This window comes from Enterococcus sp. DIV1059_2 (assembly GCF_051713685.1).
In the GTDB taxonomy this organism is placed as follows: domain Bacteria; phylum Bacillota; class Bacilli; order Lactobacillales; family Enterococcaceae; genus Enterococcus_D; species Enterococcus_D casseliflavus.
The window spans coordinates 3,772,501-3,785,422 of the sequence record NZ_JBIOQK010000001.1 but is presented as its reverse complement, the minus strand read 5'-3'; the positions used below and the strand labels follow the sequence as shown (position 1 = coordinate 3,785,422).

Annotated in this window: 7 protein-coding genes, 2 rRNA genes and 1 other annotated feature (1 of these 10 cut by a window edge); of the genes, 3 read left to right on the top strand and 6 right to left on the bottom strand. The window is 45.1% G+C overall.

The window, feature by feature from the left end; translation table 11 throughout:
- Window positions 1–106: 106 nt before the first annotated feature.
- Both IGI72_RS17950 and IGI72_RS17945 read right to left on the bottom strand, forming a co-directional pair.
- Window positions 107–2,812, bottom strand: a complete 2,706-nt coding sequence (locus IGI72_RS17950) for an FtsX-like permease family protein (RefSeq protein ID WP_438755040.1) — start codon at window positions 2,810–2,812, stop codon at window positions 107–109.
- A 9-nt stretch (window positions 2,813–2,821) separates the two neighbouring features.
- Window positions 2,822–3,523 (bottom strand): ABC transporter ATP-binding protein, encoded by a 702-nt coding sequence (locus tag IGI72_RS17945; protein WP_010748457.1) that lies wholly within the window; start codon window positions 3,521–3,523, stop codon window positions 2,822–2,824.
- 85 nt (window positions 3,524–3,608) lie between these two features.
- Here IGI72_RS17945 and IGI72_RS17940 point away from each other — a divergent pair, with 85 nt between their 5' ends.
- The gene (locus tag IGI72_RS17940; RefSeq protein ID WP_081116718.1) at window positions 3,609–4,235 is read left to right on the top strand and encodes a TetR/AcrR family transcriptional regulator; all 627 of its coding nucleotides are present in this window, start codon (window positions 3,609–3,611) and stop codon (window positions 4,233–4,235) included.
- A gap of 71 nt (window positions 4,236–4,306) precedes the next feature.
- On the opposite strand, the gene IGI72_RS17935 is transcribed toward IGI72_RS17940, so the two are convergent.
- From IGI72_RS17935 to IGI72_RS17920, 4 genes are all read right to left on the bottom strand, one after another.
- The gene (locus IGI72_RS17935; RefSeq protein WP_438755037.1) at window positions 4,307–5,827 is read right to left on the bottom strand and encodes a polysaccharide deacetylase family protein; all 1,521 of its coding nucleotides are present in this window, start codon (window positions 5,825–5,827) and stop codon (window positions 4,307–4,309) included.
- 290 nt (window positions 5,828–6,117) lie between these two features.
- Window positions 6,118–7,395, bottom strand: coding sequence for a serine--tRNA ligase (gene serS / locus IGI72_RS17930; RefSeq protein ID WP_159161183.1), 1,278 nt, complete (start codon window positions 7,393–7,395; stop codon window positions 6,118–6,120).
- Window positions 7,396–7,452: 57 nt separating this feature from the next.
- Window positions 7,453–7,651: a binding site (T-box leader), on the bottom strand.
- Between the two features lie 35 nt (window positions 7,652–7,686).
- On the bottom strand, window positions 7,687–8,895 hold the full coding sequence (locus IGI72_RS17925; protein WP_005226244.1) for a sensor histidine kinase: 1,209 nt from the start codon (window positions 8,893–8,895) through the stop codon (window positions 7,687–7,689).
- On the bottom strand, window positions 8,885–9,574 hold the full coding sequence (locus IGI72_RS17920; protein WP_008376963.1) for a response regulator transcription factor: 690 nt from the start codon (window positions 9,572–9,574) through the stop codon (window positions 8,885–8,887). The genes IGI72_RS17925 and IGI72_RS17920 overlap by 11 nt, the downstream gene beginning before the upstream one ends.
- A gap of 715 nt (window positions 9,575–10,289) precedes the next feature.
- Here IGI72_RS17920 and IGI72_RS17915 point away from each other — a divergent pair.
- Both IGI72_RS17915 and IGI72_RS17910 read left to right on the top strand, forming a co-directional pair.
- Window positions 10,290–11,849: ribosomal RNA gene (locus IGI72_RS17915) — 16S ribosomal RNA — on the top strand.
- A gap of 229 nt (window positions 11,850–12,078) precedes the next feature.
- A 23S ribosomal RNA gene (locus IGI72_RS17910) occupies window positions 12,079–12,922 on the top strand; it runs 2,071 nt beyond the window's last position.
- The 16S and 23S rRNA genes sit together here, the layout of an rRNA operon.

The window sequence follows — 12,922 nt, the reverse complement described above, 5'->3', positions numbered from 1 at the left end:
GATTATTTGTTCAAAAAAGGACGTCACTCTCAGCTATCTAGGCAAGAGTGGCGTCCTTTTCTTTAAAATCGCTGCTGGATGATCAGCAAATCGCTTTAGCAGCGGCTTATTCGTTTGATTTCAACGCATCGATCATGTTGACATGAGTCAGTTTCACATGGGTGACGTACATCACGATGATCGTAAAGAGAATCGTCATGCCGCCAGCTAAAGCATAGGCCGGCCAATTGATCACTAATGGAAAGACCATGTTTTCCATCGAAGCTTGGATCAAAATAAAGTCAGTCAAGAAGTAACCTACCACGTAGCCAGCGAGAATCCCAAATAACGTAAAGACGATATTTTCCCGTACGATGTACATGGTGACTTCTTTATTGTAAAACCCTAATACTTTAATAGTAGAAAGCTCGCGAATCCGCTCGGAAACATTGATGTTGGTCAAGTTATACAAGACGACAAAGGCTAATGCCCCTGATAGTACAACTAAGATCAAGACAATGGAGTTCAAGTTGCCCATCGAATCATCCTGCATTTTGATCTGAGTGGAAAGGAACGTCGTGTTTTTGACTTTGTCGGTATCTAACAAGGCTGTTGATAAAGCTTCCTCTTGTTTTTTCGTCATCGTCTTGCTTTTGACTAAGAACGCATTCGGTTCAAAGGCACTGTCGGTGATTTCTTCGTAAAGAGTCGGTGACAGATACAGAGAATTGCCTAAATAGTTTTCTGCGATGCCGCTGATAGGTACTTCAAAAGCTTCTTGATCGCTAGTATAGAAGGTCAATGTATCCCCAACCTGCAGATCATACAATTCTGCGTATTTCATAGTCAGTACGGCGCCTTCTGTTAATGGCAGCTTCTGCCCTTCCGTCGTTTTCAAATGGACATAGTCGGTAAAAGCTTCTTGATCTGCCGGAACCATCAAGGTCAAACTTTGTTTTCCTTGGTTAGCTGGTCGAATCTCGATCGTTTCATTGTAGACTAGCATCGAATGGGTCACAAGAGGATCGTCTGTTAAAACCGTTTCAGCGGCAGCAACGGTTTCTTCCTTCGCATCATTTAAGGTCACGACGGCTTGATAATCCGTAATGGGCCCAAATTGTTTCGCAGTCACAGCACTTAAGGAATCTTTCAACCCAACGCCTGCCACCATCAGTCCCGTACAGCCGGCGATGCCAATGATTGCCATGATCATTCGCGATTTGTAGCGGAAGATGTTACGGAAGCTGACTTTTTGATTGAAGCTTAAGCGTGACCATAAGGGTGTAATGGCCTCTAATAAAATCCGTTTCCCAGGTTTTGGCGCCCGAACTTGCAGTAGCTGGGCAGGTTTTTCCCGCAATTCTTTGATCAAAACAAAGAGGCAAGCACCGAGCGTCGCCAGTAAAAAGGCGATCGCGGCCAAAATAATTGGCGACCAGACATAATAGACGCGAATCCCGTCTAAAAGATACCGTTCGCTGGATAGAAAATAAATCAAACGCGGCAACAGTTCCGTCCCTAATACGGCACCACTGATAATGCCAATGGCCGAAGACAGGAGGGCATAAATCAAATATTTAAGGGAGATCTCGACTTTGCCATAGCCCATCGCTTTTAAGGTACCGATCTCTTTGCGGTTTTCTTCTACCATCCGCGTCAGTGTCGTAAAGGTGATCAACGCAGCGATAAAGAAGAAGAAGACAGGAAACACATTGGCGATCGCTGCGATGCGATCAGACAGCCCGCCATACTCTTGGAAACCGGGGTTGTCTTTGCGTTGGTTGTAAAGATACGTAGGTTCTTCCAAGTCTTCGATCTCTGTACGTTTCTCTGCCAGTGTTTGTTGGGCATCGGTTAGTTCTTGTTGCTGTTCATCTAATTGGGTTTGCTGCTGTGTCAACTCTTCTTCCCCAGCGGTCAATTGGCCTTCGAGGGCTGCTTGTTGTACGGGCGGCAGCTGTGCCAAGGCGGCTTGCTGTTGTTCTAGTTCCGCTTTGGCCTGATCCAGTTGGGCTTGTCCATCAGCTAACTGTTTTTGTCCATCGCGGACTTCTTTTTCTGCAGGCGCTAATTCATCAAAAGCATCTTGCTGAATTTCTGCTAAGCGTTCTTTAGGGCGATCCGCAAACAGTTCCTCAATCGTTTCTTGATGGGCTGCCATCTTGTCGGTGTACGCATCGGAGTATGTTTCAAGGCCTGCGACATCATCAAAGGCGAGATAAAGGATCGATTTGACCTCCATCTTGAACTGTTCTTCCGGTACATAAGCAAAATACGTCACGACACCGCTGCCGACATTCGCATAGCCACGTTCGGCAGCACTGATATAAATGGGAGAGGTGGCGAACCCAACGACCGTATAGTCTTTGTCCGACAGATTATCGGCATCATCGATCGTAAAAGTATCCCCTATTTGCCAGCCATAATTTTTTGCTTCGGTGTCCAGCACGATTTCATCGGCTTTTTCTGGCAGTCGGCCGTCCTTCACCAGTAGCTGGTTGAGTTCCTGTGAGGGATCATAAGAGGTCACTTGCACGACTTCATCTGAATTGGCAGCGTAATAAAATTGATAGGCGGCTTCTGTGTGCGCACCGCTTTTTTCCGCCGCATCAATGTCGTCCTCCGTCAATCCCAGCGTGGAAGTGACTTGCAGATCTGCTAAATGCTGACCGTTGACATATTCACTCGCGGAATGATTCAGGATCGGTCCCGTCGCTTTGACACCGACAAAGAGAAACGTTCCTAAAAAAATGATCAAGGTGATTGCGATAAAGCGACCTTTTGATTGGCGAATCTCCCGCAAACTTGCTTTAAGATAGGTTTTATTTTTCATCAGATCCTCCTACCAAACGATTTCATCGATCGAGATTGGATGAGGATTCTCTTCAATGGAACGGACGGTGGCATCGTTGATATGGATCACCCGATCGGCGATCGGGGCAATGGCGCTGTTATGGGTAATGATCAACACCGTATTGCCGTTTTTCCGACTGGCGTTTTGCAAAAGCTTCAACACTTGTTTGCCTGTTTCAAAATCCAGCGCACCGGTTGGTTCATCGCATAATAGCAATTTCGGGTTTTTGGCTAACGCCCGAGCGATCGACACCCGCTGCTGTTCCCCACCAGAGAGCTGCGAAGGAAAGTTGTTTTTACGGTTTTCTAACCCGACTTGTGCTAAGACTTCATCAGGATCGAGTGCATTCGGTGAGACTTCTGTTGCCAATTCAATGTTTTCTTTCGCTGTCAGGTTCGGCACCAAATTATAAAACTGGAAGACGAACCCGACGTCTTTGCGGCGGTATTCCGTCAGCTGTTTGTCGTTAAACTTCGCGATATCGACATTGTCGATAATGATTTGTCCTTCATCTGGCGAATCCATCCCACCTAAAATATTCAAAACGGTCGATTTTCCTGCACCACTGGGGCCAAGGATCACCACTAATTCGCCTTCTTCAATGGCAAAGGAAAGATCGTTGTTGGCAGTGATGGTGGTTTCGCCCATCTGATAGCGTTTATATTCATTCTTTACTTCAACATAACTCATTAATAAAGCCTCCATTTTTTAAACACGTGTTGATTTAATCACATGGTGTTAGTATACTAAGAAAGAAAAGTAAGAGCAATCCTCAATGCTTACGTATTTGTCATTAAATAGACAAATATTGATCAAATGTACAGAGAAAAGGGGAAACGATATGGTGGGGACTGTGGGGAATCGTCGAACGATCTACTCGAAAAAAGTGATCCGACGCGCCTTTCAGGAGTTATTGTTGGAAAAAGAGTACCGCAAAATCACGATCAAAGAGATTGCGGAACGAGCCGATATCAACCGAGGAACATTTTATAAATATTATAAGGATACGGCCGCTTTGTTGGAGGAGATCGAAGGAGAGCTTGTTGAGCAGATCGCATCGAACTTGCAGCAGGAAAATTTGTCATTGGATCTTTGGTTGGAAAAGCTGTTGACGATTTTGTATGAGAATCCTAGTACGACCCATTTGATTTTGTTAAACAACAGCCATTTGCTGAATCTTTTGTTGTCAGAGATCAAACCGGAGACCTTGAAACGGTTTGCCCAATACTTTCAAGATGCTTCCGAGGAAGAATTGGAACTGTGTCTTAGCTTTTTTGTCTGCGGGTCTATCGGGTTGATCGAACGCTGGCTCAAAGATTTCTCAATGATGCCGCCAAAAGCTGTCGCTGAACTGTTGATCCAAATTTTTGTGACCAATGTATATGAGGATAAGAAGGGCTAAAAAAAGAGGGAACGATCCAATAACCAAAAAGGAACGCAGCAAGAGACAATTTGCTGCGTTCCTTTTTTTATTTAGTCAACGAGGCGCTCGTCGTTCATCCCAAAGTATTGATGCAATGGTTTTTGCCGTGCTTCTAATAATTGATCGACAGTCACGAATTCGTAGCCTTCGTTTTTGAGCATTTTAATGACTCCCGGTACGGCTTTCACAGATTTCGGGTGAATATCATGGATCAAGATCATGGCACCATTAAAGACATTTTGTTGCACCAAGGCATTGATCTTCTTCGGATCCTTCAATTTCCAGTCTTGAGAATCGATGTCCCATTGAATGATCGGCATGCCAATGGTTTGTGCGCTTTGTTTGTCGATAGCGCCATAAGGGGGTCGTAAATTTCTAGGTAGTAAACCCGTCGCATTATAAATGGCTTTGTTGGTTTTTGTGACTTCTGCCTGCAAATCTTCCGCTGAAAGAGTATTCAGCTGTGGATGAGAGTAAGAATGACTGGCGATCTCGTGTCCAGCTTCTTGGACTTTTTTAGCAGCTTGCGGATATTGCTCTACCATTTGTCCCAGCATAAAGAAGGTCGCTTTAACGTCATTTTCTTGTAAGATGTTCAACAGATCCATGGTGGAGGTACTGTTGGGTCCATCATCAAAGGTCAATGCCACGTATTTTTTATTGGGGTCTAAACTTGGCAAGGCATTGTTGAGTTGGTCAGCAGCCACGAGATCAGGATCAATGAATGGGGCGATCTCGCTGTAAGACAGGGTGATTTCCGTCGCTCCCGTCTGATTTTTTGGCAATTCGATGGTCAGCTTCTCTGGATCGTAAGTAAATTTCGAATCGAAGGTGATCCGCTCCATGGCCAAGACGGCGTCGATGATTTTGGCGGGTTCTTTGGCTTGATCCAGCAGTTTCTGCTGAATGACTTGTTGAATACCTAATAAGCTGCCTTCATCAGGAACCAGTTCTTTCAAAGACAATTCGGTTTGCGTCTTCTCTGATACGAAGATCGGTGCATCCGTTAGGCTGTCCGCATCTTCAAAACGTCCGGTTTCTCGATTCCACACATAGCTGTCGGCTTTCAATGAATAAGTAGACACCTTTGAAGCCGCTGCTTGTGCTTGGATGCGGGCAACGGTGACGACTTCTTTATTCGTTTGTTTTTTACGCAAGTGATCAGCGGCTTGTGTCAACCGTTCTTTGATATCTTTGATGGGAAACGTATCAAGGTCTTGCGGGCGGTAGATCAATTCTTTGGTTGCGCCTTTGGAGAGCACTTCAGGCGTTGTTTTTAACCCATTTTGACTTTGTTCTGCTTGGATTGATGCCAGTAATTTCTCCGCAGCCGCCTCATATTTTTCTTGGGCTGCGACTTCTTGCTGGTGTAACGTGTAAAGGACTGAGCCAGCCGTCGCGATCAAAACGATCAATAATAAGGCGAATAAGGAAAAAATTGCTTTTCGATACGGCTTCTTTCTCGAGGGTGGTCCTTTCGGTCTTTCTTCATCTGACGCTGTTCGTTTTTGATTATTGTTTGGTTTCTTGTGCAAGTCACTCCGACGGGCATAGGTCTTTCGTTCGGGCATTGGTGAAGCTCCCTTCATTCCATCCTAAATTATGCCCACGTTACCATAAGTCACAGGTACTTTCAACGATCATGCCCGGTTTCTGATAGAGACTTAAAAAGATGAAGGGATTTTTCTAATTATTCATTTAAAAATTACAGCCTTGTTGCGTTGTTTCTCTTGCAAGAAATGATCAAGGGCGTTAGGGGGTCTTTTGCAACCACTATCTATTAGGTGAACTAGAAAACCCCTTCGTAACAGATCACGTGGAGTGACTGTTACGAAGGGGGTGCAATTAAGGGTGCTAAGGCTTAGGCTTTTTCGATTTTTGTCAGTCCGCCCATGTAAGGAACCAGAACTTCTGGTACCGTTACACTGCCGTCTTCGTTTTGATAATTTTCAAGCACTGCGGCTACCGTCCGACCGACAGCCAGACCAGAACCATTTAGTGTATGCATGTAGTGAATCTTGCCCTCTTGATCGCGGTAACGGATCATGGCACGGCGTGCTTGGAAATCTTCACAGTTTGAGCAAGAGCTGATCTCACGATACATTTCCTGAGCAGGGATCCATACCTCTAAATCATAGGTCTTCGCCGCAGAAAAGCCCATATCTCCTGTACACAAGCTAAGCACTCGGTAAGGTAAGTTGAGTTTTTGCAAAATATCTTCGGCATTAGCCGTCATCTTTTCTAATTCTTCATAAGAATGGTCAGCATCACTGAATTTCACCATTTCAACTTTATTGAATTGGTGCAGACGAATCAAGCCGCGGGTATCACGACCAGCGCTGCCAGCTTCTGAACGAAATGATGGGCTCAAGGCAGTGAAGTAGGCAGGGAGCTGTTCTTGTTCTAAGATCTCCCCTTGATAGTAATTGGTCAAAGGTACTTCAGCAGTTGGAATCAAAGTCAAATCCGTGTCTGCCAATTGGAAAACATCTTCTTTGAACTTTGGAAATTGCCCAGTGCCAAACATTGCTTGGCTATTGACGATATAAGGGGTGATCATCTCGGTATAGCCATGCTCATAGACATGCTGATCCAGCATGAAGTTGTATAAGGCACGTTCCAAACGAGCACCTAAGCCTTTGTAGTAAACAAAGCGGCTGCCAGAAACTTTGGCGCCCCGCTCAAAGTCGAGGATCCCCAACTCTTCAGCGATCTCCCAATGCGGTTTTGGTTCAAAGTCAAAGGCTTTTGGTTCTGCCCAGCGACGGATTTCTACATTGTCGTCTTCATCCTTGCCCACTGGAACAGAATCATTTGGCAAATTCGGCAATGTCGTGGCGATCTGTTTGATGTCTTCATCAATTTGAGCGATCTCTTCATCCAATTGCTTGATTTGGCTGCCGACTTCTTTCATTTGGGCAATTTTATCTGCCGCGTCTTCTTTTGCCCGTTTCAAGGCAGCGATCTCACCAGAAACATCGTTGCGCAATTTCTTGCGTTCTTCCGTTTGGACTAAGAGTTCTCTGCGACGTTCGTCAAGCGTTAAAAAGCGGTCCAATACTTCTTTTTGCACGCCTCGTGTTGCGAGTTTGCTTTGTACTTCAGCAAAATTTTGGCGAATCATTTTTACATCTAACATAGTGATACATCCTCCTTTGATTTTTCCATAGAAAAAAGGCCATTCCGATCCCGTGTTGCTTGGGACGAAATGACCATTCGCGGTGCCACCCAAGTTCAGCTTGCGCTGCCCTTGCTGCTCGTATCGTGAGCCAACGATTTTTCTTTCGAAAAATACACGTTAAAGAACTGGATTCTATTTTTTCCAACACTGATTTTCACCAACCATCAGCTCTCTTTACTAGATGAAAAAAATATACTAGGTTCTGTGCCTTGATTATTTTCTTTAGCATACCCAAAAAATGTTGGGGCGTCAACCATAGGTTTGTGTGTTGGACAAATTGTTGCGCTTCAACGGGAGATGAATAATAAAGGACGTCCATTCTGGCGTTGATTTGGCATAGATATAGCCGCCATGTAAGGCGACGATGCTTTGAGCGATCGCTAGACCTAAGCCAGTTCCTCCTGTTTCTTGAGAGCGGGATTCTTCCACTCGGTAGAAACGGTCGAATAGAGAATCAAGGGCTTGCTTAGGAATCATTTGTCCATTGTTTTTGACGGTTAAGATCGCTTCGGTCCCGACTTTCTCGACCTCCATGCGGATCTTATCGGCGCCTTTGCCGTATTTCAAGGCATTTGACAGCAGGTTGTTGAAAACTCGCACCAGTTTTTCGGTATCGCCATCCATTTCGATATGCTCTGGACGGGTGTAGGTTTCGATCTTGATGCCTTTTCGACTAGCTTCTAATTCAAAGTCTGCCGCCAATTGTTCCACTAGCTGAGCCATATCAAATTCCATCACATTAATGGGCACGCTAGGCTGACGCACTTTCGTGTATTCAAACAAATCATCGACGAGGGATTTCATTTGTTTGGCTTTGACATACGCCGTATGAGTATATTTCAGCAATTCTTCTTCCGAATGGTATTGTCGATCTTCGATTAGACCTAAGTAGCCGATGATCGAAGTCAATGGTGTCCGAATGTCATGACTGACATTGGTGATCAGCTCATCTTTGGATTGCTCGATCCGCCGTTCATCTTCGATCGCCGCCACCGTACTGTCGACTAAGCCATTAATATTAGAAACGATCCGACTTAAATCGCCCCGTAACTCGAAGGGGATGCGATGATCGTAGTTGCCTTCTGCGATAAAGTGCAGCTCGCTGATAATGTGACGTAGCTGCATTTGATGGTAACGACGAATCAAACGCCAATATAAGACGATCACATCTAATAGGAAGAACATCGGTAGAATGAAGTTGCGACCACTGCGAAAAATATCTGTATTAAAGGCAGCCGTGAACGCATTCTTTGATTCATAGATCGCTTCGACTAAAACCGGTGAGTTTTCTCGTATTGAGGTCAAGATGACCAAAATAGCGACATTTAATAGAAGTAAAAGAACAATCGTTACAATTCCTTCCGCAAATAACTCACTGATTTCCTTTGAGGTCAACGTGATCCGTTTCTTTTTTTCGATTGGTGTGTTGCGCTTTTTTTCAGTTGGTTTACTTCGCATCTATTTTGTAGCCGACCCCCCATACTGTTTGGATGACTTTTTCACCATCCGTGGCTTCTTCGATCTTATCTCGCAAGTGACTGACATGGACCATCACTGTTTTGGCAGAAACGACACTTTCTTGTTTCCAAACTCGTTCAAAAATCTCATCGGCGCTAAAGACACGGTTCGGATGCGATGCTAGTAAGTAGAGGATGCCAAATTCTAATGCGGTCAATTGGATCTCATTGCCATCCACCGTTTTTACTTCATGGGAATCGCGGTTGATGATAAGGGAGCTTACTTCCAGAATCTCTGGTTGATTTGAAGCAGCCTGCATCTTGGTTCTTCTCAATAACGATTTTACCCGTGCCATGACTTCTAATGGATTGAAAGGTTTAGTGACATAATCATCAGCACCGGCGACCAATCCACGAATCTTATCCATATCGGTTGTTTTAGCGGTCAACATAATAATGGGGATTTGGGATTCTTTTCTCAATTCTTTGACGACTTGCATGCCGTCCATTTCAGGCATCATGATATCTAAGATCAATAGCTCGATATCAGAAGTGGTGCGAATCTTGGTCAGTGCTTCTTTTCCATCGTATGCTTTGACCGATTCATAGCCTTCATTGTGTAAGTAAATGCTTAATAGTTCTACGATCTCTTTGTCATCATCTGCTACAAGTATTTTCATACTGGGTCCTCCTAGGAACAATATTCTTTTCTCCATTTTAGCAAATATTCCACAAAATAGATAAAATCATACTTAAATTTATAAGAATGATAGGAATTAAGAAAACACAAAAAGGAAAAAGACGAACGATAGGCTAATAATAACGGAAAAAGTCCTTAAAAAAGGCGGAAATCACGGACTAAAAATCACGAATCATCTTTGGAAACGGAGTAACTAGAAACGTTGGTCTATCAATCATTTTATGGTTGACGAATAGCACAAGTCTTGGTATATTATTACATGTGCCAAATGACTAAATGAATTCCTAAAAAGAATTGAAAAAAATAGTTGACGCACAGCTCGACAGATGATATTATAACTAAGTCGCAATTTTAAAACAGTTAATTGATGTTGATACATCAACAAAATTAATTGAAAAAAGTTGTTGACAAATAACAAATCATTTGTTATTCTAATTAAGTCGCTGAGGCAGCCGCTACGAAGTTGAACAACAACGAGCGAAAAAAACTTTTGAAAAAAGAGTTGACAATCAAATGTCGCTCTGATATGATATAAAAGTTGCTAACACAGCACGGTAGACCTTTGAAAACTGAACAAAGCAAGCAAACGAACCAATGTGTAGGACGTTTCAATTTATTGAAACAAATACATGCAAGCAATAGCTAGCAAAGTTAATTTTTATGAGCTTAATGACCATATGGTCATTCAAACAAATCATTATGAGAGTTTGATCCTGGCTCAGGACGAACGCTGGCGGCGTGCCTAATACATGCAAGTCGAACGCTTTTTCTTTCACCGGAGCTTGCTCCATCGAAAGAAAAAGAGTGGCGAACGGGTGAGTAACACGTGGGTAACCTGCCCATCAGAAGGGGATAACACTTGGAAACAGGTGCTAATACCGTATAACACTATTTTCCGCATGGAAGAAAGTTGAAAGGCGCTTTTGCGTCACTGATGGATGGACCCGCGGTGCATTAGCTAGTTGGTGAGGTAACGGCTCACCAAGGCGACGATGCATAGCCGACCTGAGAGGGTGATCGGCCACACTGGGACTGAGACACGGCCCAGACTCCTACGGGAGGCAGCAGTAGGGAATCTTCGGCAATGGACGAAAGTCTGACCGAGCAACGCCGCGTGAGTGAAGAAGGTTTTCGGATCGTAAAACTCTGTTGTTAGAGAAGAACAAGGATGAGAGTAAAATGTTCATCCCTTGACGGTATCTAACCAGAAAGCCACGGCTAACTACGTGCCAGCAGCCGCGGTAATACGTAGGTGGCAAGCGTTGTCCGGATTTATTGGGCGTAAAGCGAGCGCAGGCGGTTTCTTAAGTCTGATGTGAAAGCCCCCGGCTCAACCGGGGAGGGTCATTGGAAACTGGGAGACTTGAGTGCAGAAGAGGAGAGTGGAATTCCATGTGTAGCGGTGAAATGCGTAGATATATGGAGGAACACCAGTGGCGAAGGCGGCTCTCTGGTCTGTAACTGACGCTGAGGCTCGAAAGCGTGGGGAGCGAACAGGATTAGATACCCTGGTAGTCCACGCCGTAAACGATGAGTGCTAAGTGTTGGAGGGTTTCCGCCCTTCAGTGCTGCAGCAAACGCATTAAGCACTCCGCCTGGGGAGTACGACCGCAAGGTTGAAACTCAAAGGAATTGACGGGGGCCCGCACAAGCGGTGGAGCATGTGGTTTAATTCGAAGCAACGCGAAGAACCTTACCAGGTCTTGACATCCTTTGACCACTCTAGAGATAGAGCTTCCCCTTCGGGGGCAAAGTGACAGGTGGTGCATGGTTGTCGTCAGCTCGTGTCGTGAGATGTTGGGTTAAGTCCCGCAACGAGCGCAACCCTTATTGTTAGTTGCCATCATTTAGTTGGGCACTCTAGCGAGACTGCCGGTGACAAACCGGAGGAAGGTGGGGATGACGTCAAATCATCATGCCCCTTATGACCTGGGCTACACACGTGCTACAATGGGAAGTACAACGAGTTGCGAAGTCGCGAGGCTAAGCTAATCTCTTAAAGCTTCTCTCAGTTCGGATTGTAGGCTGCAACTCGCCTACATGAAGCCGGAATCGCTAGTAATCGCGGATCAGCACGCCGCGGTGAATACGTTCCCGGGCCTTGTACACACCGCCCGTCACACCACGAGAGTTTGTAACACCCGAAGTCGGTGAGGTAACCTTTTTGGAGCCAGCCGCCTAAGGTGGGATAGATGATTGGGGTGAAGTCGTAACAAGGTAGCCGTATCGGAAGGTGCGGCTGGATCACCTCCTTTCTAAGGAATATTTCGGAAGACTACACATCGTTTGCCTTTGTTCAGTTTTGAGAGGTTTACTCTCAAACAAAATTTGTTCATTGAAAACTGGATATCGAAGAAATAATCAAAACAAGTAACACACACCGAGTTGAAATGTTAAAAGAGTTTTTTAATAAGTTCAACGCTTATTTTCTTGAGCAACCTTCTATCGCTAGAAGAAGTACTCAAAACCGACCGTAAGGTCAAAGGTTAAGTGAATAAGGGCGCACGGTGGATGCCTTGGCACTAGGAGCCGATGAAGGACGGGACTAACACCGATATGCTTTGGGGAGCTGTAAGTAAGCTATGATCCAGAGATTTCCGAATGGGGGAACCCAGCATCTTTTATAGGATGTTACGTCTGCGTGAATACATAGCGCAGTCGAGGTAGACGCAGAGAACTGAAACATCTAAGTACCTGCAGGAAGAGAAAGAAAATTCGATTCCCTGAGTAGCGGCGAGCGAAACGGGAAAAGCCCAAACCAACAAGCTTGCTTGTTGGGGTTGTAGGACTCCGATATGGTAGTCTATTCAGATAGTCGAAATACTTGGAAAAGTATGTCAAAGAGGGTAAAAACCCCGTAGGCGAAATTTGGATAACACCTAGGAGGATCCTGAGTACGGCGGAACACGAGGAATTCCGTCGGAATCCGGGAGGACCATCTCCCAAGGCTAAATACTCCCTAGTGACCGATAGTGAACCAGTACCGTGAGGGAAAGGTGAAAAGCACCCCGGAAGGGGAGTGAAATAGATCCTGAAACCGTGTGCCTACAACAAGTTAGAGCCCGTTAATGGGTGATAGCGTGCCTTTTGTAGAATGAACCGGCGAGTTACGATAGCATGCGAGGTTAAGTTGAAGAGACGGAGCCGTAGCGAAAGCGAGTCTGAATAGGGCGAATGAGTATGTTGTCGTAGACCCGAAACCATGTGATCTACCCATGTCCAGGTTGAAGGTGCGGTAAAACGCACTGGAGGACCGAACCCACGTACGTTGAAAAGTGCGGGGATGAGGTGTGGGTAGCGGAGAAATTCCAAACGAACTTGGAGATAG

What these genes read in the sequence shown, in the direction of transcription:
- IGI72_RS17950 (WP_438755040.1), bottom strand. Translation starts at nt 2,812, where the DNA reads ATGAAAAATAAAACCTATCTTAAAGCAAGTTTGCGGGAGATTCGCCAA.
- IGI72_RS17945 (WP_010748457.1), bottom strand. Translation starts at nt 3,523, where the DNA reads ATGAGTTATGTTGAAGTAAAGAATGAATATAAACGCTATCAGATGGGC.
- IGI72_RS17940 (WP_081116718.1), top strand. Translation starts at nt 3,609, where the DNA reads ATGCTTACGTATTTGTCATTAAATAGACAAATATTGATCAAATGTACA.
- IGI72_RS17935 (WP_438755037.1), bottom strand. Translation starts at nt 5,827, where the DNA reads ATGCCCGAACGAAAGACCTATGCCCGTCGGAGTGACTTGCACAAGAAA.
- serS (WP_159161183.1), bottom strand. Translation starts at nt 7,395, where the DNA reads ATGTTAGATGTAAAAATGATTCGCCAAAATTTTGCTGAAGTACAAAGC.
- IGI72_RS17925 (WP_005226244.1), bottom strand. Translation starts at nt 8,895, where the DNA reads ATGCGAAGTAAACCAACTGAAAAAAAGCGCAACACACCAATCGAAAAA.
- IGI72_RS17920 (WP_008376963.1), bottom strand. Translation starts at nt 9,574, where the DNA reads ATGAAAATACTTGTAGCAGATGATGACAAAGAGATCGTAGAACTATTA.